The 24,297-nt window shown below is 32.7% G+C and carries 23 protein-coding genes and 12 tRNA genes; 3 read left to right on the forward strand and 32 right to left on the reverse strand.

The features are described from left to right. Positions 1 to 2 precede the first annotated feature (2 nt). From BLV68_RS04045 to BLV68_RS04100, 13 genes are all read right to left on the reverse strand, one after another. Complete coding sequence (locus BLV68_RS04045; protein ID WP_093751151.1) at positions 3 to 542, reverse strand: helix-turn-helix domain-containing protein; 540 nt, start codon at positions 540 to 542, stop codon at positions 3 to 5. A gap of 361 nt (positions 543 to 903) precedes the next feature. Continuing rightward, positions 904 to 1,221, reverse strand: coding sequence for a hypothetical protein (locus BLV68_RS15675; protein ID WP_200773627.1), 318 nt, complete (start codon positions 1,219 to 1,221; stop codon positions 904 to 906). A gap of 2 nt (positions 1,222 to 1,223) precedes the next feature. Beyond that, positions 1,224 to 1,721 carry an alpha/beta fold hydrolase gene (locus tag BLV68_RS15680; RefSeq protein WP_200773628.1) on the reverse strand — a complete coding sequence of 166 codons (498 nt, stop codon included), beginning with the start codon at positions 1,719 to 1,721 and terminating at the stop codon, positions 1,224 to 1,226. A gap of 268 nt (positions 1,722 to 1,989) precedes the next feature. Next, positions 1,990 to 2,796 carry a metal ABC transporter permease gene (locus BLV68_RS04055; RefSeq protein WP_093751153.1) on the reverse strand — a complete coding sequence of 269 codons (807 nt, stop codon included), beginning with the start codon at positions 2,794 to 2,796 and terminating at the stop codon, positions 1,990 to 1,992. 10 nt (positions 2,797 to 2,806) lie between these two features. Continuing rightward, positions 2,807 to 3,556, reverse strand: coding sequence for a metal ABC transporter ATP-binding protein (locus BLV68_RS04060; RefSeq protein ID WP_093751155.1), 750 nt, complete (start codon positions 3,554 to 3,556; stop codon positions 2,807 to 2,809). Between the two features lies 1 nt (position 3,557). After that, complete coding sequence (locus BLV68_RS04065) at positions 3,558 to 4,448, reverse strand: metal ABC transporter substrate-binding protein (protein WP_234949821.1); 891 nt, start codon at positions 4,446 to 4,448, stop codon at positions 3,558 to 3,560. Positions 4,449 to 4,463: 15 nt separating this feature from the next. Continuing rightward, entirely contained in the window at positions 4,464 to 5,240 is a 777-nt protein-coding gene (locus BLV68_RS04070; RefSeq protein ID WP_093751159.1) for a TPM domain-containing protein, read from the reverse strand. 9 nt (positions 5,241 to 5,249) lie between these two features. After that, complete coding sequence (locus BLV68_RS04075; RefSeq protein WP_093751161.1) at positions 5,250 to 5,804, reverse strand: LemA family protein; 555 nt, start codon at positions 5,802 to 5,804, stop codon at positions 5,250 to 5,252. Between the two features lie 108 nt (positions 5,805 to 5,912). Next, complete coding sequence (locus BLV68_RS04080; RefSeq protein WP_093751163.1) at positions 5,913 to 7,283, reverse strand: radical SAM protein; 1,371 nt, start codon at positions 7,281 to 7,283, stop codon at positions 5,913 to 5,915. 15 nt (positions 7,284 to 7,298) lie between these two features. Continuing rightward, positions 7,299 to 7,886, reverse strand: coding sequence for a TetR/AcrR family transcriptional regulator (locus BLV68_RS04085; protein WP_093751165.1), 588 nt, complete (start codon positions 7,884 to 7,886; stop codon positions 7,299 to 7,301). A gap of 114 nt (positions 7,887 to 8,000) precedes the next feature. After that, the gene (gene thiI / locus BLV68_RS04090; protein WP_093751167.1) at positions 8,001 to 9,164 is read right to left on the reverse strand and encodes a tRNA uracil 4-sulfurtransferase ThiI; all 1,164 of its coding nucleotides are present in this window, start codon (positions 9,162 to 9,164) and stop codon (positions 8,001 to 8,003) included. Positions 9,165 to 9,168: 4 nt separating this feature from the next. After that, on the reverse strand, positions 9,169 to 10,326 hold the full coding sequence (locus tag BLV68_RS04095; RefSeq protein ID WP_093751169.1) for a cysteine desulfurase family protein: 1,158 nt from the start codon (positions 10,324 to 10,326) through the stop codon (positions 9,169 to 9,171). Between the two features lie 17 nt (positions 10,327 to 10,343). Continuing rightward, on the reverse strand, positions 10,344 to 10,949 hold the full coding sequence (locus tag BLV68_RS04100; RefSeq protein ID WP_093751171.1) for a lactate utilization protein: 606 nt from the start codon (positions 10,947 to 10,949) through the stop codon (positions 10,344 to 10,346). A gap of 405 nt (positions 10,950 to 11,354) precedes the next feature. Between BLV68_RS04100 and BLV68_RS04105 the strand changes: the two genes are divergently transcribed. Further along, positions 11,355 to 12,338: an asparaginase gene (locus tag BLV68_RS04105; protein WP_093751173.1), complete on the forward strand. Its 984-nt coding sequence runs from the start codon at positions 11,355 to 11,357 to the stop codon at positions 12,336 to 12,338. Positions 12,339 to 12,354: 16 nt separating this feature from the next. Here the strand turns inward: BLV68_RS04105 and BLV68_RS15380 are convergent, their stop codons facing one another. Together BLV68_RS15380 and BLV68_RS04110 are read right to left on the reverse strand one after the other, a co-directional pair. Continuing rightward, complete coding sequence (locus tag BLV68_RS15380) at positions 12,355 to 12,522, reverse strand: hypothetical protein (protein ID WP_159428607.1); 168 nt, start codon at positions 12,520 to 12,522, stop codon at positions 12,355 to 12,357. Between the two features lie 26 nt (positions 12,523 to 12,548). Then, positions 12,549 to 13,622, reverse strand: a complete 1,074-nt coding sequence (locus tag BLV68_RS04110) for a hypothetical protein (protein WP_093751175.1) — start codon at positions 13,620 to 13,622, stop codon at positions 12,549 to 12,551. A gap of 149 nt (positions 13,623 to 13,771) precedes the next feature. Here BLV68_RS04110 and BLV68_RS04115 point away from each other — a divergent pair, with 149 nt between their 5' ends. Next, entirely contained in the window at positions 13,772 to 14,779 is a 1,008-nt protein-coding gene (locus BLV68_RS04115) for a hypothetical protein (protein WP_093751177.1), read from the forward strand. A 163-nt stretch (positions 14,780 to 14,942) separates the two neighbouring features. On the opposite strand, the gene BLV68_RS04120 is transcribed toward BLV68_RS04115, so the two are convergent. The 5 genes from BLV68_RS04120 to BLV68_RS04140 form a co-directional block, all read right to left on the reverse strand. Next, positions 14,943 to 16,679, reverse strand: a complete 1,737-nt coding sequence (locus BLV68_RS04120; RefSeq protein WP_093751179.1) for a methyl-accepting chemotaxis protein — start codon at positions 16,677 to 16,679, stop codon at positions 14,943 to 14,945. 408 nt (positions 16,680 to 17,087) lie between these two features. After that, a complete protein-coding gene (locus BLV68_RS04125; protein WP_093751181.1) occupies positions 17,088 to 18,068 on the reverse strand; it encodes an acyl-CoA dehydratase activase in 981 nt (326 codons plus the stop codon). Next, the gene (locus BLV68_RS04130; protein ID WP_093751183.1) at positions 18,061 to 19,152 is read right to left on the reverse strand and encodes an acyl-CoA dehydratase activase-related protein; all 1,092 of its coding nucleotides are present in this window, start codon (positions 19,150 to 19,152) and stop codon (positions 18,061 to 18,063) included. Before BLV68_RS04130 ends, BLV68_RS04125 begins: the two co-directional genes overlap by 8 nt. After that, positions 19,124 to 20,125, reverse strand: a complete 1,002-nt coding sequence (locus tag BLV68_RS04135; RefSeq protein ID WP_093751185.1) for an acyl-CoA dehydratase activase-related protein — start codon at positions 20,123 to 20,125, stop codon at positions 19,124 to 19,126. The genes BLV68_RS04130 and BLV68_RS04135 overlap by 29 nt, the downstream gene beginning before the upstream one ends. Before the next feature lie 123 nt (positions 20,126 to 20,248). Next, the gene (locus tag BLV68_RS04140) at positions 20,249 to 21,724 is read right to left on the reverse strand and encodes a hypothetical protein (RefSeq protein WP_093751187.1); all 1,476 of its coding nucleotides are present in this window, start codon (positions 21,722 to 21,724) and stop codon (positions 20,249 to 20,251) included. 93 nt (positions 21,725 to 21,817) lie between these two features. Between BLV68_RS04140 and BLV68_RS04145 the strand changes: the two genes are divergently transcribed. Continuing rightward, positions 21,818 to 22,801: a ribonuclease H-like domain-containing protein gene (locus BLV68_RS04145; RefSeq protein ID WP_093751189.1), complete on the forward strand. Its 984-nt coding sequence runs from the start codon at positions 21,818 to 21,820 to the stop codon at positions 22,799 to 22,801. Positions 22,802 to 22,860: 59 nt separating this feature from the next. Here BLV68_RS04145 and BLV68_RS04150 read toward each other — a convergent pair. The 12 genes from BLV68_RS04150 to BLV68_RS04205 all read right to left on the reverse strand — a co-directional run bounded on the left by BLV68_RS04150 (position 22,861) and on the right by BLV68_RS04205 (position 24,288). Continuing rightward, a tRNA-Ile gene (locus BLV68_RS04150) sits at positions 22,861 to 22,937 on the reverse strand. Positions 22,938 to 22,949: 12 nt separating this feature from the next. Continuing rightward, positions 22,950 to 23,026, reverse strand: a tRNA-Ile gene (locus BLV68_RS04155). Positions 23,027 to 23,152: 126 nt separating this feature from the next. Continuing rightward, a tRNA-Trp gene (locus tag BLV68_RS04160) sits at positions 23,153 to 23,228 on the reverse strand. A gap of 111 nt (positions 23,229 to 23,339) precedes the next feature. Then, a tRNA-Phe gene (locus BLV68_RS04165) sits at positions 23,340 to 23,415 on the reverse strand. Between the two features lies 1 nt (position 23,416). Then, positions 23,417 to 23,493, reverse strand: a tRNA-Ile gene (locus BLV68_RS04170). A gap of 11 nt (positions 23,494 to 23,504) precedes the next feature. Beyond that, positions 23,505 to 23,596 (reverse strand) — tRNA-Ser (locus tag BLV68_RS04175). Positions 23,597 to 23,606: 10 nt separating this feature from the next. Then, positions 23,607 to 23,697: transfer RNA gene (locus BLV68_RS04180), tRNA-Ser, on the reverse strand. A gap of 28 nt (positions 23,698 to 23,725) precedes the next feature. Beyond that, a tRNA-Lys gene (locus BLV68_RS04185) sits at positions 23,726 to 23,801 on the reverse strand. A 4-nt stretch (positions 23,802 to 23,805) separates the two neighbouring features. Then, positions 23,806 to 23,881 (reverse strand) — tRNA-Gln (locus BLV68_RS04190). Between the two features lie 5 nt (positions 23,882 to 23,886). Beyond that, positions 23,887 to 23,963, reverse strand: a tRNA-Arg gene (locus BLV68_RS04195). A 60-nt stretch (positions 23,964 to 24,023) separates the two neighbouring features. Then, positions 24,024 to 24,097: transfer RNA gene (locus BLV68_RS04200), tRNA-Gly, on the reverse strand. A gap of 105 nt (positions 24,098 to 24,202) precedes the next feature. Next, positions 24,203 to 24,288: transfer RNA gene (locus BLV68_RS04205), tRNA-Tyr, on the reverse strand. Positions 24,289 to 24,297 lie beyond the last annotated feature (9 nt).

The raw sequence follows: 24,297 nt of genomic DNA on the forward strand, positions 1-24,297 counted from the left end.
TATTAGAAACTTGGCGGTGAACTTACCCAAAGTATAACTGCTTTCGTTTTTCCTGGATTTTGTAAATAGTGATTAGAATTTGCTTTAAAATAGAAGCTTTCTCCTTTCCTCACTTTATGTTTCTCGCTTCCTAGATGTAGTATAACACTTCCCTTTATTACATATCCAAATTCTTCACCCTCATGGGGTGAGTCTTCCTTAGTCCTTCCCTCTGGTTCCAATTCCAAAAGGATTGGTTCCATAACATTTTTTTGAGCATTTGGCACTATCCATTTCAAAGTATATTTATAATCTTCATTTTCAGTAACAAAGGCATCTTCTTTTGAAAATACAATTTTTTCGTCTTCTATTTCGCTAAAAAAGTCCCTTAAATTAGTACCTAACCCTTCCAATATGTCCACCAGTGTGGCAATAGATGGAGAAGTTAAATCTCTTTCTACTTGAGATATAAAACCTTTAGTCAACTCACATCTATCCGCCAACTCCTCTTGAGTTAGGGAGTTTTGAACTCGAAGGCGTCTTATTTTCTCACCAATTTTCACAATAAATCCTCCTCAAAATGATCAAATTTATACTAAACTTATTGTTTAAGGTTACTAAACTGTGAATTTAACTATTACATTATAAGCAAAATAATATGAAAAAGTCAATACTTTTTTTAAATATTTTTTGTTCCATCAAACACCTGCAAAATACAGTATTACACTTAATTTTACTTTTCGGCTAAGTTTAATATATAAATCTTTTTACTTAATAAAAAAAACCAGCTTTCAGTAGCTGGTTTCGTAGAATAATGTTATAATAAATGAATAAGCTATAAAGTAGATATTACAAACTATACAAAACAAAAGTTGAGATAATAATCCTTGTTTAATTAAACTATTTGGGCAATATAGGATACCATTAATTCCCTTCAAATGTTTTTAAGAATTCATTAACTTGTTCACTTATTTCTTTGTAATGAGTCCAATGGAGATAATGGTGTCCTTCATATGTAATTGTTTTACTTGAAGGAAAATCAGTTAATTGTGTTTGATAAAAAGTTACATTAGATTTCTTCTTATCTTCATTTACCTTGTCTTCTCTTGTAGTAAAAAATAAAACTGGCATATCAGAAGGAAATGATATATTCACTGTTCTTGCAATATTATTTTCTATTTGATTTGCTTCATCTCCAATATTCATGTTATATATCTTCCAAGCAGAAGTAACTTTGGTCATCTTTAAATTTTCTTTGGAATAAGTTTTTCTTTAGCTATAGGTAGAAAATCTTCTGAATTTATATATATCATCAATCTTGCAATTCCATTTGGTGCAATATATTTTAAAATTTTAGGTAGTGTTGGAACAGATTCATTAAAATATTCTGTAACTTTTGGCAAAGCAGCATCAATCCCTATAAAGGCCTTAACTTCATAAGGATATTTATTAGCATAATATGCACTATAAATTCCAGAAATTGAATGTGGCATTAATATATATGGTCCTTTTATACCTGCTTCCTTTAATGCCAATCTTATTTCTTCAACTATGTTCTCCACCGTTCGTTCCTTATTGGTTACATCACTCCAGCCATATCCAAAGAGCTCTACCACTACAACTCTATTATTCTTAGCCAACTCATTTAGCAATGGTTCAAAATCCAACGCAGGTACTGCTGCACCCAAGCCAAGTAATAGAACAATCGTATTTTCTCCTTCTCCTTTTGCATAAACATACATATTCTATCCATTAACATTTATTAATTCTCCTATTGAGGGATAACTTTTTTGCTCATATAGATTCATAGCGTAATGGAAAAAATAAAAAAGAGGTCTAAGCAACTTTATCTAGCAATTTAAAAGCTTAATAATGATAATTATACATCTTTATTGCTTTTATTCATTACATAGTTTTCTATACCTATATTTTTTTAGGTTTGTATTTTCTAATATATATTAATCCTTTAAAAGCTTACATTTTTCATATTATTTTCATAAAGAACCAGTTCTATGATAACTTTCCAAGCTTATTTTTAAAATATTGCAACCCTATTATAATAATAAGTATAAATAAAGCTGATAGTACTATGGCTCCTCCAGGAGCTAAATCCAGATAAAAGGATGTGGTTAATCCTAGTATAACAGATAAGAGCCCAAACAAGTTGGAATATATGAGTCCAGATTTAAAACTAGTAGACACCAATAGTCCACCAGCAACGGGAAGTATCATCAATGATGATATTAATAATATCCCTACAATTCTCATGGAAATAGCCACAGTTAATGCCACTAAAATCGAAAAATATATGTTAATGAATCCATTTGGTACCCCAGCCAAAAAAGCACTTTCTTCGTCAAAGGTTATATAGAACAGATCCTGATAGAGAATAATAATGGTAATAAAAACTACCGCCCCCAGTAAAATTACTAATAGAATATCCTGATTGGATACTAGGGCAAGACTGCCAAATAAATAGGATAGTATCCCTTGGGTGTTACCTAAACTGATCAATACAGAAGCTAAGCCAATTCCAGCGGAAAGTATTATGGCTAAGGATAATTCAGCATAATTTTTAAATCTCCTTCTCAATCCTTCTATTCCTAGTGCAGCAATTATTGAAAACAAAATTGCTGTATATACAGGATAAAAATTGGTAATCATACCAAAGGCTACTCCCGAAAGAGCTACATGGGACAGAGTGTCACCTACTATAGATTGCCTTCTAAGAACTAAGAAGTAACCTATTGTTGGTGCGATTAAAGCTATCATAATTCCCATTATAAAAGATTTCTGCATGAATTCGTATGATAACATGATATTCCTCCTAGTGTTTATGCAACAATATATTCATATCGTTACCAAAAACATCTTTCAACATCTCTAAACAAATGGTCTGGTTTGTGTTATGGGTAAATACTTTCCCATTTGCTAGACATAATATTTTATTTACCTTTTCAAATATAATTCCTATATCATGGGATACCATTACTAAGGTAATATTATAATCCCTATTTATTTTCTCTATTAGACTATAAAACTTAGTCTGTGAAGCTACATCTACTCCTACCAAGGGTTCATCCATAAAAAGTATTTTAGGTTCATTAACTAAAGCTCTAGCAATAAAAACCCTTTGTTTTTGTCCTCCCGAAAGATCGCCTATCTTTTTGTTAATAAACGACTCCATCTCAACTATTTCCAAAGCTTTATAGATTTTTTCAGTATCCTTTTTTTTAATTCTTCTAAAAAAGCCTCCATAATCATAAAGATTAGCTGCCACTACTTCTTTAACAGTGGCAGGAAACATTGGGTTAAAATCTCGAACGTTTTGTGAAATATAGCCTATGCTTTTATACTCCTTGAAGTTCTTAACCGCTTTACCCATTAACTCTACTGAACCTTTGTCTGGTTTAAGTAAACCTACCATTAGTTTTAAAAGAGTAGTTTTGGCAGAGCCATTGGCACCAATAATCCCAGCAAAATCCCCTTCATCTATATTAAAGCTAACATCTTCCAATACTTTATTATCTCCATAGCTAAAACTTAAATTGCTCACACTAACTATAGTTTTAGTCATTTCAATCCACCAATGCCTTTTTTAAATTTTTAAGATTTTCCTCCATAATAGAGATATAATCTTCGCCTTTAGCCTCTTCTTCTTCAGTTAATCCTTCAATAGGATTTAAAATTAAAACTTTAAGATCAGCCTCATTAGCAATTATATCTACCGTCTTTGGACTAGCCAAAGTTTCCAAAAAAATGTATTCAAATCCATCTTCTTTTACTAAATCTATAATTTCAGCAATAGTTTTGGGGCTTGGTTCCTGTTCAGGGCTAATACCTGCAACAGATATTTGCTTAAACCCATACCTTTCCCCCATGTATGAAAAAGCCGCATGAGATACTAAAATAGTATCCCTTTTTTTCTCATTTAATACTTCCTTATAATCTCTATCTAATGCTTCCAACCTATCAGACAGGATGGAATAGTTTTCTTCATAATAGTCCTTGTTTTCCTTATCAATTTGGATTAATCTATCCTTTATCTTTTCTCCTATTATTTTCATATTATGAGGGCTAAGCCATATATGAGGGTCCATATGCCCATCTATTTGGATTAGTTCTACATATTCGCTGGCATTCAAGGTCTTGTCTTTATCTATTATGGTATCTATTAATTTCTCAGTCCAGCTTTCAAAATCCAATCCATTATATATAAATAGATGGGCCTTTTCAATATCCTTTAACTGATTTAGGGAAGGTTCATAGTGATGTGAATCTACTCCATTTGGAATCACCACTCTTAAATCTATTTTTGCTTTCCCTATCTCATTTGCTAAAAAATACAGAGGGTAAAAAGAAGTATAAACTATTGGCTTCCCATCTAATACTTGTGCAATTTCTTCCTTTCTTTCACAGCCTGTTACAAAAATTGATAATACAATTATAATCATAATAATCCTTTTCATATAGCTCATCCTTTCTTACCATCGGCCTCTTGCTCCTCCTCCTCCAGATCTTCCCCCTCCGCCAGAGGAACGCCTTCCTCTACTGGTGGAACTTGAACCTCCAAACCTACTACCTCTAAACAAGGAATAAGTCAAAAATCCATTGAAGAACTTAAAATCAACAAATAGAAATAATATTATCCCTACAAGTAAAACAATAGTTTTCAAACCATTAAATGGATTTTCTTCAATATAATCCTCTGGGATATAATATATATCCCAATTTATATCTCCTCTTGCCAATTGGATATTATATTCTTCCTCTACTTCATTAATTATTTCATTAAAACCTGATAATATACCTGTAGAATAGTCACTTTCCTTAAAATACGGTATTATATAGCCATTTATAATATTCCCAATTTTACTGTCGGGTAATGCACCCTCCAGTCCATATCCTACTTCTATCCAAATTTCCCTATCCTCTGGTACTACTAAAATAAGTAAACCATTATCGTATTCCCTACTACCTATACCCCATTTTTCGAATAATTCACTAGCAAATCGATTAATATCCATCCCCCTTAAATCCAATACTGTAGCTACAACTATTTGAGCTCCAGTTTTTTTGTACAAGTCCTTATTGGTGTCTATGATATATTGCTCAACCTGACCATCTATAATATTCGCTTCATCATAAACATAAAAGGAATAGCTAGGTTCTGGTAATTGGATATTTACTTCAAATGTACAACTGCCAATAAAAATGAGTAAAATAGATAGGAATAATATTAAAATTTTTTTATTTTTCATATATATCACCTAGAAGTTTACTTCAGGAACTTCTGTCTCTTCTTGGTCTATTTCAAAATATTGCCATTGCTCAAATCCAAATATATTGGCTATTATATTAGTTGGAAATCTCCTTATAGTCCTATTGAATTTTTCAACCTCTTCATTATATCTCATTCGTTCTGTTGCAATCCTATTTTCAGTTCCTGCAAGTTCATATTGTAATTCTGTGAAATTTTGATTTGCTTTAAGCTCAGGATAGTTTTCTACTACTGCATATAAGTTGGTTATGGCTCTATTAAATTCTGCATTGGCCTCTGCATATTCCTGAGGAGTATTAGCTGAGTTAAATTTTGTTCTCGCCTCAGTAATGCCTGTTAATACTTCTTTTTCATGTTCTGCATAGCCCTTTACAACTTCAACTAAATTAGGTATCAAATCAGCTCTTCGCTTTAATTGGTTTTCAACCTGTGCCCAAGCACTTTTTACTCTTTCATCTCCCTCAACCAATCTATTATAAGTTCCTCCCAAAAATACTGCTATCAAAACCAATATTATGATAGGTATTATTAATTTTTTCCCCATTTAAAATCCTCCTTGTAATCATAGTCTACATACCATTTATTATATTATAATATAATACTTGTAAAAAGTTTTATTATAAAAAAATATAACTGGGAAATTTCATCCCAGCTATACCTTTGCAAGTTTTTTCTCTTTTTCTTCTAAATGCTTTCTCCAAAGCCTATCGGCTGTTTCTGCCCATGCTCTAGCAGCTTCTTCAGTTTTTAATACTAAATCTTCCACATCCTCTCTATCGATGGGTTGAGTTGAATAGGCTTTTGATCTGTTTACCATATTCTTTAATTTTTCAGGATTGTCTAATAGAGGACATGGTCTTAGATGGTTCTTATTAAAAGGCATATTCTCCTTATACTCCATGAATAAAGGTGATTGTAGAGCTTCAATTAAACTAACATTTTTAATATTGACATTGGCATAGTGTATAAAGGCACATGGTTCCACATCCCCATTTGCATTTATATGAATATATCTTTTACCACCAGCAATGCACCCATGAACATACTCTCCATCGTTCCAAAAATCCAAAAGGAATATGGGTTTTTTAGTCCTTAAATATCTAATCTGATGGTACATATACTCCCTCTGTTCTGGAGTAACCATTAGGTCTACTACCGCATCTTTACCTATAGGAATATAAGTAAAATACCAACCAAACATACATCCTTTTTCAATAAGAAAATCTATATATTCCTCTGTAGCGATAGAATAAGTATTATTCCTATGATAACAAGTGGAAAAGCCAAATACTACCCCTGCTTTTTTCAATAGATCCATTGCTTCAATAACTTTCTTGTAAGTACCTTTGCCTCTACGCATATCCGTTTCTTCTTCAAATCCTTCTACACTAATGGCTAACCCAAAGTTTCCTATTTCACCTAAAGTTTTAGCCAATTCTTCATCCACTAAAGTAGCATTAGTAAAGGATAAGAATGAGCAGTCGCTATGTTCTTTAGCAAGCTTTATTAAATCCTTTTTTCTAACTAAAGGTTCTCCCCCAGAAAATATATACATATATATCCCCAAATTTTTACCTTCCCTAATAACTCTATCCAATATTTCATAGCTTAAAGAGTCAGTCCTGTCGTATTCAGCTGCCCAACATCCAGTACAATTTAAATTACAAGCACTGGTAGGGTCGATTAAAATGGCCCAGGGTACATTACAATTGTATTTTTCCATCATCTTATACTGAATCGGAATACCAACCATCCCAGCATTCACCATATAGTTTATTAAAAATTTCTTCCTGGTTTCAGGAGACAACTCGTCAAAATACCTTTCAATCAGTTTATACCAATTGCTTTCAGGGTCATCTACTACCTTTCTAAAGGTTTCTAACATCCTTTTGTGGTTATCTCTGACAATAATCTTTTCTGCCCAATCTAACAATTTAGGCATATTCTCCATGGGATCCTTTTCAATATACCTAAGTCCTTCGCTTATTACTTTAGAACTAATAAGCTGTTTTACAGCTCCCATATAAAACCCCCCTAACTAAGCTTTTAAACCATCTATTAGTATATTGAAGGATTCTAATTTTTTATTCAAGTCTAAGATATTGGAAGTCCTCTGTAATGTAAAAGTCTCAATAAGCGTATAGATGGTTTCAGCTAAACTTCTACTGTCTACTTCTTTAATTTCTTTAGCCTCAATTCCCTCCTTTATTAGTTCCTCTAATATGGATTTTAGTTCCTGAATATAGTCCTTTAATTTCTCCAAAGTTTCATTTCTTTCCCTTTTTAATATGAGCCAAGTTTCTAATAATAGCAAAAAAGTATGGTTGTTACTGCTTTCTTCAATTAACTGATGAACTATCTTTTTTAATTTGTCAATGAAAGTCAATCCTTCATCTATAGCTATAGCTCTTACCTGTGTTCTCATATTTTCTAGAGTATGGCTCATAGTATGATAGAATATTTCATCCTTATTTGAAAAGTATTGATAAATAGTAGTTCTACCCATGCCACATTGATTAGAAATATGAGAAAGATTTGTATTTATGTATCCATATTTTGTAAATACTTCTCTAGCCTTTTCAACTATCTCCTTCTTTTTTAATTCATAATCAACTATCTTAGGCAATATGCATATTCCCCTCTCTACTTGTCAACAATTTAGCTTAATTTAAGTGTAACATTTTCCGACACTAGTGTCAATAAAAAATAGAAAATATTTCCTTCCATGGAGGAAAAAATATTAATCTATATAATAAACCTTCATATTTTCAAGGGCATTGTTCACCAATAAATCTATATCGATATTCTCTTCCGACCTTCCTATATCAGACAGCTTGGGCTTGGTTACTGGATGTTTAGGCAAGAATAAAGTACAGCAATCATCATAAGGTAATATGGATGTTTCATAAGTTTTAATTTCCTTGGCTAATTCTATTATTTCCACTTTATCCATTCCTATTAAAGGCCTTAATATAGGCATATTAACCGCTGCATTAGTTACCGTTAATCCTTGGACAGTCTGGCTTGCCACTTGACCTAAACTTTCTCCCGTTATCAATACATCTAAATTCTCCTTTATAGCAACTTTTTCAGCAATTCTCATCATGAACCTTCTAGAAAGTATGGTCATCTCATCTTCAGGACATTTAGCATTTAATTCCTTTTGAATTTCCAATATATTGACGCTATACAATTTTAATCTTCCCGTATATGTGCTCAAAATTTTAGCTAAATTTTTAACCTTTTCTTCCGCCCTTTCACTAGTAAAAGGATAACTATGAAAATGAATTCCGCTAATCTCTAATCCCCTTTTTGCCATTAAAAATCCTGCCACTGGACTATCAATACCTCCAGATAGCAGCAATAATCCTTTGCCATTAACGCCAACAGGCAGTCCGCCATAGCCTTCTACCCTGTCAGTATAAATATATGCCTTTTGTTTTATATCTATGAATAGATAGGTATCTGGATTATGCAAATCCACCTGCATATCTTCAATATTTTTTAGTACTACTCCTCCCATTTGCTTAGAGATTTCTGGAGATTTTATTGGGAAAGTCTTATCAACCCTATTGGTTATTACTTTGAAAGTCTTTACAGTTACATTTGCCTTTTTTTCTACCATTGCTTTTATTACTGCTTCTTCTATTTTTCCCATATCTTTTTCTACTCTTAAGCAAGGGCAAATATATACGATTCCAAACACCTTTTTAAGTTTATCAATCATGACTTCAAGGTTATCTAAAGTTTCTATATATATTTTCCCTTGCTCTCGATAAATCTTCTCATACTCCATATCCTTAATTGCCATTTTAATTCTTGAAATCAATTTGTCTTCAAAGTACTTTCTATTTTTTCCTTTTAATGCTATTTCTCCAAAACTTATGCTAAGAACTCTGTCCATTTTATCACCTCATAGTTATTTGTCTAATTTCTTCTACTGAATCTTTAAGTATTTTAACTGTATACTCCATATCTTCTATTGTATTGTCATAGGAAAAGCAAAATCTAATGGTTCCCTCAATAGCCCTATCAGGAAGTCCTAGAGCTTTGAGTACATGGCTTTTTTCCGTGCCCTTTGAAGAACAAGCAGAACTAGTAGAAACATATATGCCCTTGTCTTCTAAATAATGTAATAATACTTCCCCTCTAACATATTCAAAAGATACATTTAGTATATAGGGGGAAGAATTGTCATCTAATGGGGTATTTATATGGATATTTTCTATCTCATCTATTAAGCGTTTAACAAAATAGGCTTTTACATTTCTCACATGCTCCCTTTCCTTGTAGAAATTATCTCTCATTATCTCCACAGCTTTATTTAGTCCCATTATGCCAGGTACATTTTCCGTACCTGAACGAAATCCCCTCTCCTGATTTCCTCCATATATAATAGGATTTAATTTCAACTCATTCCTGACATATAAGCCTCCAACGCCCTTTGGCCCATGAATCTTGTGCCCACTAAAACTAAAAGTGTCTACTTTCCATTCTTTTAATTTAATGGGGATTTTTCCAAAAGCTTGAACTCCATCTACGTGTAATAGAGCCTTTAATTTCCTTTCCGTAAGCAACTTTTTTATTTCCCAAATAGGCTGAATGGTACCAATCTCATTATTCACGAACATTATTGAAATCAGTATGGTATCATCTCTAAGGCTATCTTTTAACTGCTCTAAAGATATAAAACCTCTATTATCAACCTCCAAATAGGTAATATCATATCCATTTTCTTCATAATGTTTTAATACATTTAATACTGAAGAATGTTCTATTGTTGATGTAATAATGTGTTTGCCAAACCTATTATACTTATTAATTACGCTTTGAATGGCCATATTATTGCTTTCAGTTCCACCAGAAGTAAAATATATCTCATCTTTTTTTACATTCAAGAAATTTGCAATGTTTTCTCTTGCCTTTTCTATCTTCTTTTCCACATTAAAACCAAGTCTATGTAAGGATGAAGGATTAGCAAATTCATCCCTTAAAAAATGTACCATTTCTTCGATTACTTCTTCCCTTGGTTTAGTGGTAGAACAGTTATCTAAATAGATATTCAAAGTATCACCTCTTCAAGTTAGTATCCTAAGTCCTCATCGATTATATATATATTTATATTGCAGCCAGGAAGATTTTTATGGATTATAACCTCAACATTACAAATCCTATCAGGTGAATTGCAATCATTACATTTTCCTGTAAATCTACATGGCGTATTGACTTTTAACCTTTGTGCATTTTTAGGAGCAGCTATATTTTTAATCCTTTCTATAGCATCATTGTAATCTTTACATATTTTGTTCCTTCCTGCTATAATATATACCCTTTCATGACCATAGAACATGGAAGAAACTCTATTGCCACTACCATCAATATTGACCAATTTACCATCTAAGGTTAAAGCATTAGTACTAGTTATGTATATTTTGGAATTAAAGGCTTTTGATAAGGCTTCTTTTTTATCTTCAGCTTTCCAATGCCAGTAAACCTCATATCCTCTTTCTTTAAAATCCTCAAATAACCCCATTTCAAATAATGTCATAGAACCACCAAAACCAATAGACTCATCTACCGAAATGGAATCAAATAGGGCTTCTCTTGCTTCTTCCTTAGTCTTAAAAAGACTAACATCAAATCCATTATCTTTTAAACTCTTTTCTGCAGACAAAATTCTCTCTTCCATCGAAATCTCTCCTCTCAAATCAATTAAATTGGAAGTCTAAAAAACCCTATGTCTTATTAATAACAACTTTAACATAATTATATAGTATTTGGTTATTATTATAAAGAGTAAGTTAAACATATGGATGTTTTCTATATTTTTTTGATTTTGCTAGACATTTTTTTAAAAAAGTATTGCATATTTTGTCGTTGTCTGCTATAATTTAAGAGTGGTTATCCCCCTGGTAACCTCAAATAAGATCTCTATTCCCAATACCCCTTTTGAACGGTTTGTTTACATCCGTTACGGATGGGAAAATCCCCTCGTTAAGAGGGGATTTTCTTTTTTTGTTTCTATGTTCATCCCTTCTAATATCTTTTCAAATCTGTGATAAAATATAATTATTAAAGGTAAGGAGGAATCTTCATGACTTATGAAAGTAAAGTTGCAATCATATTCACTGGTGGTACCATTTCCATGAAAATAGATCCTAGAATTCACGCTGCAATACCTGCATTATCTTCTGAAGAAATTGTAGCTATGGTCACTAATATAGAAAAGTTTGCAGAAATAGAAATAATAAATTTCTCTAACATGCCTAGCCCTCATATTACTCCGGAGATGATGATGGATTTGGCAAAATTAGTAAAAGAAACGGTTCAAAGAGAAGACATTACTGGTGTCGTCGTTACCCATGGAACTGATACTTTAGAAGAAACTGCATACTTGTTGGATTTAACTATAAAATCTGAAAAGCCCATTGTTGTAGTAGGAGCAATGAGAAATAGCTCTGAACTTGGATACGATGGTTCCAGCAATTTATCCGCCGCAATCTGTACTGCTATTTCCAGAAATGCAAAGGGTAAGGGAGTATTAGTCGTAATGAATAATGAGGTAAATGCTGCAAGCGAAGTCACTAAAACTAATACTCTTTCATTGGATACATTTAAATCTCCCGAATTTGGACCACTTGGTATTGTTGATAATGATGAAGTAATTTTTTATAGAGATATTATATCAAAAAAATATATTGATACTGAAAAAATTGAACCTAAAGTAGGTCTAATAAAGTGCGGGCCTGGAATGGAGTCTGATATATTCGATTTTTACATAGAAAAGGGCTACAAAGGTATTGTAATAGAGGCTTTAGGAAGGGGAAACATACCGCCTGCTATGGTACCTGGGGTTAAAAAAGCTATTAGTAAAGGGATTCCCATAGTAATGGTGTCTAGGTGTCCTACAGGTAGAGTTCTAGACACATATGGTTATGAGGGTGGAGGAAAACATTTAAGGAGTTTGGGAGTTATATTCGGTAACAACCTACCTGGTCAAAAAGCTAGAATAAAATTGATGTTAGCACTATCAGTTACTAATAACCTTAAAACTATACAAGACCTATTTGAGAATTAGTCTAGATAGACCTAGTCTATCTAGACTTGCTTCTTCCATAAAAACCTCTAGTACTATAATCCAAAAATTCCTCAATATATTTTACTGTCTTAACCAAAGTATCTAACTCGTTAGTTTTATGATTGTTTTCTAATTCATATAATCGATCTTCCAGTTTTCCCATTAACGTATAAATTTTTTCCAATTGTAGTTTTATTTCCTCATAGAATTCTATATTTTGGGATTGATCTTGAAAACTGGGTAACCCTTTTTTTTTAATGGCACCTCGGTTATGTTTTCTAATGTTCCAAAACCTATGAATTCTATTTCAGGTTCTATTTTCCCAAAAGAATAGTTCAAAATTTTATCAGCTTCATTCAATTTGAAATACTTATACCTTACAATAGTCTTTCCTATAGAATCATTCCAAAGATAAATCGGACTCCAATTATTTCCCAAATCCTCACTGTATCTGCTATGCACTCTATCTTGTTCAACCCAAATTACCCAAAGTTTACCATGATAATATATCAATATTGGATCCTGAGGATTTTCTGGATTGGATAAAATCTTTTCAACTTCTCTTATTGCTAAACCGTATTGGTAATTAAACCTTTCGTATTTTACTACTAAATTACCTTCTTGATATTGGCAGTAAGTTAAATGAATTTTTGATTCTATGACAACAAGGTCCAGAAATAGCTTATCCTCTTTATTATCCGTTAATTTTATTTTTCCCTGCCATTTATTTCCTTTTTTATCCCATTCCCTTATGTATATTTCCTCCTCTTCCATTTTATCATAGTAAGCTAAGAAGATCTTGTTAGAATGATTAAATATCTCTACTGGTTTTAAAAGCTCTTTAGATTCTATACGGTCTATAATACTGGTTAACCATTCCCCATTATGAAAGTAATTGTGATAGATTCTATATCTTTTTTCACCCTTTGGTATTGGTATTGCATAGATTATATGAGGCATATTTTCTATTAAAAATAGGTTTAAATAGTGTATTCCCAATATTGGATCCTTTGTTAGCTTAATGCTTTCTGGTCGTTTATTTTTTTCAATAAGAGTTAAAATAAGGTGAAAATCTCTATCTTGGTGTACTATATATAGTGTGTCCTGTTCATCTATAGTGACATCATATTCTTCAAAAACTTCCTTTATAATATGCTCTTCTTTGGAACCTTTAATTTTTCTGTCAAAATGATATCTAATTATATTGCCCTTCGATAATCTAAATAAGTCGATATTTTCATAAGAATCCAATATCAACGATAATCTATCCTTATAATAAGCCATATTAACACCACCTAGATATGCTTCTTCTAAAATAATATTATTCTATAGAAAAAAATATTCACATTATAATATGTAACAACACTTCAGTCAAAAGAATATAATATGAGTGAGACAAGGGACTTAATATTAGTTGAAAGGGGGAAACGAATGTGAAATTCAAACCTGATTCCATCAGTTTAGGTATAACCGATAGATGTTGCAAAGGAAATACGGGATGTGAATTTGATGGAAATTTAAAAAAAGTAAAAGCTGAGCCCATCTTTACACAAAAAGTATACGATGCTACTTTAGTAAATTTACAAGCTCTAAGCACCGTTAATAATGTCAGATTTACACCTGATTTGGGAAGAAATGCGAGAATAGTAAGGATATTAGATATTAGATGTAGAAGATTCTTTAATCCTGGAAATATAAATGACCCACGTAATCTTGTTGTAGACCCGGATACAATTCTTTCTGGTGGTCAATTTGTAAAAGATGGTAAAGGAAAACCAGTAGAGGTAGTAGGTCCTGATGGATTCATGTCGGAAAAGATTATATTTGCTGATACAACGGAATGTGATGAGGAAGGCAAGGGTACTCCAGTTTTTGGAACTCAAAGAGTTAGAATTAGAGGAAATGTCATAGTAGAAATAGATGCAGTTGTTCAAACTTCTGGAAGTAGAAGAAGGAATGTAACCCTAACTGCCAACGTTTCCATTACACCAGTAGAATTAACTAATTTCTTCGAATTATGTATTCCATCAGTATTTGAATCAGCCTTTTTCCCAAGGTTTGCAGAATTTTGCAATATCCTTTGCGAAACTAGATTAGCAACTAATAGTATATCTAGAGACATAAGCATAGACCCTGAAACAGGAGAAGTAAGAATCGACCTATTAATAGCTATTTGCATAGCTTGTGAGAAAAAGATAATAGTTCCAGTACAATTATGTGTACTATCTACAGGGTTCCCAGAACTATCGCCAGAGATATCCCCAGTTTGTACTACCTTCCCAAGCTTATTCCCAAGGCAAATAGATGAAAATAGTATTGACGATAACCCACGACCAAAACCAAGACCTCGATTCTCTTTAGAAGCAGACGAAGAAACAGACGTATTTGATTATGAAGACGAATATGAGCATAGTTATGAGCAGGATTATGAAGAAAAATAATAATAGCAGGTGTTAAAACACCTGCTATTTATCATCCAAATTTAATTTAAGATTGAGCAAACCTTTCAAAGGCAAATAATCAATTCTAACTAGATTAAAAATCATAGAAAATCTAGAGCAAGGCCATAATATCCATTCTCTTATAATTTATCAGCAAATGTTATTATGTCCTAAATCTCGCCACCATAGCATTTAATTTCTCAGCTTGCTCCGCTTGAGATTGAGCTGTCCTTGCTACTTCTTCCAAAGCTTTGGTTGATTCCAATGAGCTGTTACTGATTTCCTGTGAATATGCAGTAGCTTCTTCTACTGTAGCCACTACCTCTTCGATTGATTTTGTAATTTCTTCTATAGAAGTAGCAATCTTGGAAGCAGCAATAGCAAATTCATTAGTTAAGTTTTTTACGAAATGGGCATCTTCAGCATACTTATTTCCAGTTTCCTCTAGTATGTCATAATCCGGTGTGACCTTTTCATCTATGAATTGCAGTATCTCCTTAGCATGAGCTGTAAGCTTCCCAACAGCACTGTAAACCTGTTGGATTACCTGCTGAATGTCCCCAGCAGTACTAGCTGAATGTTCAGCTAACTTACGGATTTCGTTAGCAACCACTGCAAAACCTAGGCCATGTTCTCCAGCTCGAGCTGCTTCGATAGCTGCATTCAAAGCTAAAAGGTTGGTTTGTGCAGCTATTTGAGAAATAACATCAGCCATTCTGGTTATTTCCTCTACAACCTGTACTTCCTCAATGGCTAGTTTAATTTCCACATGTTTTTGATTGTAGATGTTAGTAGCTGTTTCTTTTGATAGACGAGCTAAATCCTTCATCTCTTCTGCTTTCTTTCTAATTTCATCTACTTTTATCTGGCTATCGATAGCTCCTTCTTCCATCTTCCTTGCCCTATCGCTAATATCTAAACTAGATGTTGCCACTTCTTCGACTGAAGCATTGATTTCTTCCATTCCTGCAGCAATTTGCTGAACAGAATCAGAAATACTTTCCCCTTGAGCATTGACTTCTTCAACAATAGCAGAAAGTTCCTCGCTTGATGCTGAGGTTTCCTCTACCGAGCTGACAACTTCCTTAAGCATATAACGAATATTATTATTCATTTCAGCAAAAGCATTTGCTAATGCTCCTATTTCATCTTTACGATTCTTCAAATTCTCTGGAATATCATCTGTAAAATCGCCTTCAGCCATAGAGTGGGCGTGCTTTACCAGCGATCTAATAGGTCTAGCAATCATCCTTGTTAATAGTGCAGTAAAGACTAAACCTATCAAAAAAGCAATTATTAACAATAAGACAGCAGTGTTTCTCATCTTATTAAATTCTATTGTATTATCATTTATCAAATTATTAGCAATCTGGTCATTCAATTCTTTCATCTGAGCCAAGATATTAATAGTTTCATCACGTAAACCTCTTGCTTTCTCTTCGTTAATCTGGACAGCTAAATCAAAATTACTATTTTTTACTGCATCTATTATCTCCTCTCTTGCAGCACGATATTTAGAATTAGCAGTTTTTAGAGCCTCCAAGAGTTCTTTTTCTTCAGGCAAAAGGTTGCTTGACTCATATTCTTGTAATAATTGCTCATTTTCAGCGATTATTTCATTTAAAGCCTCGACTGATTCATCAAGAAAATTTAAGTCTTGCATAGCTTCGGTTTTATAGAGAATTCGCTGCATTTCAGTTCGTGTCTTTTCTTGATTCACCTGAATCTTACCTATTATCATGTTGGAAAGAAAACTATCAACATAAAAATCCTCAAAATTGCTCTGAAGATCATTTGCAGTTTTCAACCCATCTGCCCCTACTATGATCGTGATGATTAAGATTATAGCAAATGACATTAAAAGTTTAGTTCCTGTTTTAAGATTTTTAAATAATCCCATATTTTCATCTCCTTATCGTAATTTTTTAAAGTCTTGTCTTTTCTTTTGTTAACTAAAACTATCTAACAAAAAAATCTCCATACACTAGCCTCATGGAGTATTAAAACAACAGATTATTAATCAGTTTTCATTAGAGCATCGGATTTGCGTTCCTACTCTTCGTCTAATTTACTCTTTGGATATATTTGGTTATACATACCCTCATATTATAAATCATTTTCTATTGTTTTACAATGTTTAATTTTACAAATTATCTAATCTTGACAAAAAAATAATTATTTTTCCAAATCTTCGTGTATAATTGTATTCAATAAAAATAGCCTCCTATATGTATAGTAGTTGATGGTTCATTTCCATCCTAATATAGGAGGCTACTTCTAACCTTTTTTGCAATATTCTACTTTAATGTTAAGCCAATTTAAAATCTCTATTATCAATAATATTTGACCACTTCCCACATTTATCACCATATCTAGCCAATATCCTTCCCTCTTCTTTTATTTCTACTACTTCACAGACATTAGAACAACCATCACATTCAAATCCATTAACTTGATAATCTATTTTGTAAAGGGATATTCCTTTAAAATTAGTTTTTCCCTTCTTTTTAACCTCTTCTTTGGCAAGAATTGAAGCACCAATGGCTCCCATTACATCGTAATGTTTTGGTACATGTATTTCCATATTTAAAGCTTCTTTGAAGGCTTCTCTTATTCCAATATTAGCTGCTACTCCCCCTTGGAACAATACAGGAGGCAATATTTCCTTTCCTTTACCTACATTATTTAAATAGTTTCTGACTAATGCGTCACACAATCCCTTCGCAATATCTGATTGATTATGTCCAAGTTGTTGCTTATGGATCATGTCTGATTCAGCAAATACTGCACATCTTCCTGCTATTCTAACTGAATTCTTAGATTGTAAAGCCAATTTCCCAAAATCATTAATGTCTATTCCTAACCTTATTGCCTGCCTATCTAAAAAGGAACCAGTTCCTGCAGCACAAACTGTGTTCATGGCAAAATCCGTCACAATCCTATCCCTTATTAGTATTATCTTTGAGTCTTGACCTCCAATTTCAATTATAGTCCTTACTTCGGGAATGACAGTCAATCCTGCTACTGCATGAGCAGTTATTTCATTTTTTACTATATCTGCTCCTACTATAATATTAGCTAAATATCTTCCACTACCCGTTACTCCTACCCCTAATATCTCTATATTACCAAATTCTCTCTCAATTTCCCCTATGCCTTCCTTTAGAATTTCAATGGGTTTTCCCTGAGTACGTAAATACCTTTTATAATACACATTATCCTTATCATCTATTAATACTATATTAGTACTAACACTTCCTACGTCTATACCCATATAATATTTATGCATATTTTGAATTCTCCTTTCTTCTTTTAAGTAAGTCAACAAAGGCTTCTAGTCTTGTTAAATATCCAGCTTCTCCAGTCATCTCATCCAATATGAGGGTCATTATTGGAAAATCTAAATCTCTGCTTACAGTACTTAATATGCTCTTTGCCACAATTTCTGGCATGCAGTTTAATGGCAAAAGCTGTATTGCACCATCAAAACCTAAATTTCTATAATATATAGCTGAGCCAACCGTTTCTCTTCCATGACCTCCAACTAAAGTTTTTAAATAAGGTTTTGCTAATTTATATTTTAGCCTTTCAGTTTTAGAACCAAAAGGATAGCTCTTTATATGATGTTCCAGCCATATAGTAGGAGTTAAAGATTTCTCAACTAAAACCCCCATATGGCCTAATTTCCTCTCTATTTCCAAATTTACAAAAGGCTCTATAACCGTATATATTTCCCCAATTAAACCTATCTTTATAGGGATATAGTTTTCTTTGATCTTTATTTTACTTAACTTTTCTATAGTTTGATCCATTAACTTCATCATAGACTTTTCTCCAAAGGTTTCTTCAACCTTTCTATAATAATCATCGATAATTGAATCTACTTCGTAGCTATCAATAGCATAGGCTCTTTGAATGTTTGATAACTGGATTATATAGTCTGCTTTTTTAATCAATTCCCAACCTGTTTTCCCCGCTAACAATACGTCCTTTATATTTTTAGCTTTAAAAATCTTATAGACGTTCTCCTTTAAAGGCTTCCAACCTTCCCTTAATGGATCTAATACTATAAAATCTACATCATATCCTAAATCTTTAAGAACGTTTCCCTCCAGTATGGAATAATAACCGAATCTGCAGGGTCCACAACTTCCAGTTAATAATATGGTATCTGCACCTCTTTCAATGCTCTCTATAAAATTGCCTATCATTATCTTTAGAGGCAAGCATATAGTCTCTTGAGAATATTTAGTTCCCATTTCTAGAGTTTTTCTACTACACCTCGGAGGAGGTATCACTTCCTGACCTAATTCTTCAAAGAATGCTTTGCCTGCAATATAAACATTACCCATGTGTGGAAAAGTTAGTTTCATTCTTATCCCTCCACTCAAGCATGTCTATAAAGGCCTCAATTCTTGTATTCATACCTGCTTCTCCTGTATGTTCATCTATAGTTAAAAGCGTATAGGGTACATGGTTTTCCCTCGCCTTCCTCTCCACCAAATCCATCAGTACTGAATCTAGTCCGCATCCAAAAGCTGAAACATATACAATCCCATCTATGCTTTTTGTATCAATTAGATGAAAAGCTCCTCCTACAATCCTTTGTCCATGAGTCCAAAACATCCGTTTAGGTAATTTAGATGCGTAATGTCTGGCTATTTCATCGTCTATCATCTCCGTTGTAATTACTTTAATATTTCTCATATTTAATTTTCTTACTAGATTCATATTGGTATATTCATCGTATACATTATAGGAATGTCCTAGTATTAATATTTTCCTTTTATAAAACTCCTTTTTTTCTGTGATATTAAAATGAAAAGTATCTAAGAATCCAACTGAATTAATCGGTATAATACCTTGCCTCATCAATTTTCTATATTCTTCAAATTGGTTATAAGCTTTATCGAAGGCCTTTAAAATCTTTCTAGAATTATTGGTAAAATATCTTCCAGTCTTTAATACGGACTTTTTTAGACTCCCATTAGATTTTATTAAATTTACCTCTGTATCGATAATTTCAGGAAGTCCATCAAGGCTATACCTTACCATATCTGGTAATCCTAAATGCTTTGGACAACAGTATTCCCTCTTATAGAGACTAATTATTTTAGGTATAAAAATATAATCTACCTTCCCTTTTAAATAATCTACATGGCCATGGAATATTTTCACTGGCAGACAAGCTTCATCAACACAAGCATGAATCCCTCTATTAAGTATGGCCTTATTAGTCCTAGGAGATATAATCACCTCAGCACCTAAATTATTAAAAAATTCTTTCCACAATAGGAAATAATCATAATAAAACATGCCTCTGGGTATTCCAATCTTTAATTGCACATTATCCCTCCAATCCACATTAATCTATTATTACCAGAAACATAGAAAATATAATAAAAAAAGATTTCCTTTTAAATCTTAAGGAAATCTGTTATTTATTGTTTGTAATTATAAACTTTACGATTAATTATTATCTGCTTTAAATGAAAACTTCTCCAATATGAAATTTGCCATGTCTATGGAAAATAAAACTTCTTCCTTGTTTGTAACTTTCCTATCTAAAGAGTAATTTATATAATGTAAAAATTCCTCTATATTGTTGAAAGGAAGTTGAAGAAGGGATAAAAACCTCCTCATTCTAATCTTTCTTTCCAAATTTTGCATGGTAATAACGCTTCTATTCATATATTGAATCAAATTATCTATAAGTTGCATTAAATAATTAATATTGGTTATTTCATAATTATCAGGCATTAATAAGTCTAACTTTGTAAATTTCAGATCATTGTAATAATTTAGTATCTTAGTTGTGAAGATCATTTTATTATTAAAATCTTGATCTTCTAATAATTTCCCTCTCTTTATTAACTCTCTATTAAGTAGTTCTAATTCTTGAGCTCTTCCTAACATTTCCTTTTCTAGTCTTTCCATTTCTTTAAAACATATTTCCTTAATATGGTCTAATAAGTTCTCATCGCCTTTGTCACGATATTCAATCCATTTTTGGAATATTTCTTTTACGTTAATTTTTTGCACATCATCGTCTTTAACTAAATATACGATAAATAGCCTGTTCAATATTATTCCCAAATTATTAATAAATACATTCCATCTATCGATATCTTCAATTAATTCAATTACATCCTTAGAAATCATCTCCAATTCATCTTTAGATTTCGATTCTAACTCAATGTTTTTTAGCCTTTCAATACAAACAAAATAATTGTCGTATAGGATCCCATAATCTCCGCCTAATCGGCTATCAAATAGAGTTTTGTACTCCTCTATTTGAGGCACAACTATTTGTTTTGGAAGGCCGCTTAAATTCCTTAGCAAAGTATTTTTAACCACCTCAAAAAATTTCTGTTTACTCATTCTAAATGGCATTATGCTAATTAGATTAGAAACTATAGCAACAAAGACATTGTAATCTCTTGTATTTTCTAATGCTGTCTTAATTTTACTTATCAACAGATCTACTTCAAATCCATTTAAATCCATATTCCCATACTCTGTTTTAACTACACTTTTCATCATATAATGATCGACTAGTTCTTTTATATACGAAATTTCAATTTCATATAAATTCAAAGCTGCTTTCAAACTATATAATCTTTCTCTAATATCAAATAATATGTTTAACTTTCCATCCCTCTCTCCTTCCATCATATTATTATTGATATTCTCAAAAGAATTTACAATTATTTGAAAGGCTTTTTGTAGAGTATCTTTTTCTAATGGATGATCTATTTTTTTTAGAATATTCTCATTTTCTACTAATTTAATGAGCTCTGAAGTATTACTTATAAGATAATAATAGGATAAATATTTTATGTTTATTAATTGGTCATTGTTTAATTTCAATATTCTCAGTTTTAGTTCTTCATCTGACAATTTTGATGCATCTAGTTCTTCATTAGGTTCACTTATTTTAACCATCTTAATACCCCTTCCATAGATTATTTATTTTTAGTATGATAAAATCAAAATATAGATTTATTATACCACATAACAGGAAAAGGGGATTCCATTATGAATGTTTACGACTATTTATTGGACTCAAAAAAAATTATTCCTACTGCTTTCAATAGTAAAAAAATTTGCTTTTTGGATATAGAAACAACTGGATTAAATAGACAGTATAGTAGCATATATTTGATAGGATTATTATACTTTAACGAAGATAAAAAAACTTGGTGTCTTAGGCAATATTTTGCAAACCACATTAAAGAAGAAGAAGAATTATTAAAAGGGTTTAATTTATTCATTAAAAAATTTAATTTAATAATCACCTATAACGGGGATAATTTTGATATTCCTTTCATCAATTATAGGATGAAAAAATATAACATTAATAACAATATTGCTAGACTTGAAAGTTTAGACTTATATAAAAAGATTAAAGAAGAAAGCTCTTTTTTGAATTTAAATAATTATAAATTAAAAAGTATTGAACAATTCTTGGGAATTCATAGGAAAGATGAATACTCAGGAAAAGATTGTATTAGTTTTTATTACCAATATATAAAAAATGGAAATAAAATACTAAAGGATAGAATCTTAAAACACAATTTCGATGACCTCTACTATTTAGGAGATATAATTAGAATTTTTGATCATTTAAATAACATCAAAAGCTTTACAATTTCAATTAATAGTAAAGATAAGAAGGTTTGTATTAAAGATATAGTAATAAATGGTGACATAATTAAGGTATTTTGTCATATTTCTAATGCAGATAAAAATGTCAATATAATATACTATGATAATGGATTTAATCTAGATTGGAAATCTGATTCCATCGTCATTGATTTAGAAGCAAGAGAAGGATTAGTAACTCCCACAAGAAAAGCTTTGTTTATTGATAAGAAGAATTTCCCTTCAAAAATTAATGGACTAAAAGACTTATCAGATTATATGGTTCCTAATAATATAATATTGATAAAGGTAGGGAATAAATACATCATAGAAAACATAAAGAATTTAATAAAGGAATTGATTTTTTATGTAATATAAAAACAACAGACCTTAGCTTCAAAGTCTGTTGTTTTTATAATTAAAAATTTTCATATTATTGGTGGGCCTTCAGGGACTCGAACCCCGGACCTACCGGTTATGAGCCGGGCGCTCTAACCGACTGAGCTAAAGGCCCTCATTGTCTTGCTGGTGGGCCTGGGTGGACTCGAACCACCGACCTCACGCTTATCAGGCGTGCGCTCTAACCGCCTGAGCTACAAGCCCCAATTCAATTAACAGCTTACGATTGACAATTATTCAGGTCATATCCTCTATATGCTAGGCTAGCATTCTTCGTTTTCACTCAGAGTAAGAGCTCTAATTGTTCTTTGGCGATTATACATTGCTTTCTGGCAGGGGTGGCAGGACTCGAACCCACGACATTCGGTTTTGGAGACCGACGTTCTACCAACTGAACTACACCCCTTGACTTCTTATAAAAATATATAACGTCAATTACAATCTATTTATTTTAGTTAGATATTTTAAACATTGTCCTACTTGCAATTTTAAAATTTACCACCTTTAGGTGGTTACTTGGTGCCCAGAGGCGGAATCGAACCACCGACACGAGGATTTTCAGTCCTCTGCTCTACCGACTGAGCTATCTGGGCATGGTGGGCCTTCAGGGACTCGAACCCCGGACCTACCGGTTATGAGCCGGGCGCTCTAACCGACTGAGCTAAAGGCCCAAAACTTTATTTGGCGGAGAAGGAGGGATTTGAACCCTCGCGCCCCAATTAGGGACCTACTCCCTTAGCAGGGGAGCCTCTTCAGCCTCTTGAGTACTTCTCCATTAATCAGATGGCGGAGAGGGTGGGATTCGAACCCACGTGGGCCGCAAGACCCTAACGGTTTTCAAGACCGCCCCGTTATGACCTCTTCGGTACCTCTCCAGAACCACATGAACTGCTTATAATAAATTGGTGACCCATCGGCGACTCGAACGCCGGACACCCTGATTAAAAGTCAGGTGCTCTACCGCCTGAGCTAATGGGTCATGTTGGCTGGGGCGACAGGACTCGAACCTGTGAATGCTAGAGTCAAAGTCTAGTGCCTTACCGACTTGGCTACGCCCCAATATTTGGTGCACCTAGGAGGATTCGAACCCCCGGCACACGGATTAGAAGTCCGTTGCTCTATCCAACTGAGCTATAGGTGCCAATTAAATAATCTATCCATGCACCTGAATGTTATTACATTAAGTTTAAATAGCTTTTACTGGAGCGGGTGAAGGGAATCGAACCCTCGCAACCAGCTTGGAAGGCTGGGGCTCTACCACTGAGCTACACCCGCATGGATAATTAGACTAAATAGTTTACGGTACTTTATTATAAACTGTTTTAACAATAATGTCAAGAGCTAATTCGCTACTAATCATAAGCTATCATCAGATAATTGTGGTGGAGGAGACTGGATTCGAACCAGTGAAGGCTGAGCCAACGGATTTACAGTCCGTCCCCTTTGGCCAACTCGGGAACTCCTCCATTATGGAG

This window comes from Tepidimicrobium xylanilyticum (assembly GCF_900106765.1).
In the GTDB taxonomy this organism is placed as follows: Bacteria; Bacillota; Clostridia; order Tissierellales; family Tepidimicrobiaceae; genus Tepidimicrobium; species Tepidimicrobium xylanilyticum.

Bases quoted from the DNA above. Each gene is read 5' to 3' on its own strand.
- BLV68_RS04145 (WP_093751189.1), top strand. From the start codon at position 21,818: ATGAATGTTTACGACTATTTATTGGACTCAAAAAAAATTATTCCTACT.
- BLV68_RS15675 (WP_200773627.1), bottom strand. From the start codon at position 1,221: ATGACCAAAGTTACTTCTGCTTGGAAGATATATAACATGAATATTGGA.
- thiI (WP_093751167.1), bottom strand. From the start codon at position 9,164: ATGGACAGAGTTCTTAGCATAAGTTTTGGAGAAATAGCATTAAAAGGA.
- BLV68_RS04140 (WP_093751187.1), bottom strand. From the start codon at position 21,724: ATGGTTAAAATAAGTGAACCTAATGAAGAACTAGATGCATCAAAATTG.
- BLV68_RS04080 (WP_093751163.1), bottom strand. From the start codon at position 7,283: ATGGGAGCTGTAAAACAGCTTATTAGTTCTAAAGTAATAAGCGAAGGA.
- BLV68_RS04070 (WP_093751159.1), bottom strand. From the start codon at position 5,240: ATGAAAAATAAAAAAATTTTAATATTATTCCTATCTATTTTACTCATT.
- BLV68_RS04120 (WP_093751179.1), bottom strand. From the start codon at position 16,679: ATGGGATTATTTAAAAATCTTAAAACAGGAACTAAACTTTTAATGTCA.
- BLV68_RS15680 (WP_200773628.1), bottom strand. From the start codon at position 1,721: ATGTATGTTTATGCAAAAGGAGAAGGAGAAAATACGATTGTTCTATTA.
- BLV68_RS04105 (WP_093751173.1), top strand. From the start codon at position 11,355: ATGACTTATGAAAGTAAAGTTGCAATCATATTCACTGGTGGTACCATT.
- BLV68_RS04065 (WP_234949821.1), bottom strand. From the start codon at position 4,448: ATGAAAAGGATTATTATGATTATAATTGTATTATCAATTTTTGTAACA.
- BLV68_RS04055 (WP_093751153.1), bottom strand. From the start codon at position 2,796: ATGTTATCATACGAATTCATGCAGAAATCTTTTATAATGGGAATTATG.
- BLV68_RS04110 (WP_093751175.1), bottom strand. From the start codon at position 13,622: ATGGCTTATTATAAGGATAGATTATCGTTGATATTGGATTCTTATGAA.
- BLV68_RS04075 (WP_093751161.1), bottom strand. From the start codon at position 5,804: ATGGGGAAAAAATTAATAATACCTATCATAATATTGGTTTTGATAGCA.
- BLV68_RS04100 (WP_093751171.1), bottom strand. From the start codon at position 10,949: ATGGAAGAGAGAATTTTGTCTGCAGAAAAGAGTTTAAAAGATAATGGA.
- BLV68_RS04130 (WP_093751183.1), bottom strand. From the start codon at position 19,152: ATGAAACTAACTTTTCCACACATGGGTAATGTTTATATTGCAGGCAAA.
- BLV68_RS04060 (WP_093751155.1), bottom strand. From the start codon at position 3,556: ATGACTAAAACTATAGTTAGTGTGAGCAATTTAAGTTTTAGCTATGGA.
- BLV68_RS04125 (WP_093751181.1), bottom strand. From the start codon at position 18,068: ATGCATAAATATTATATGGGTATAGACGTAGGAAGTGTTAGTACTAAT.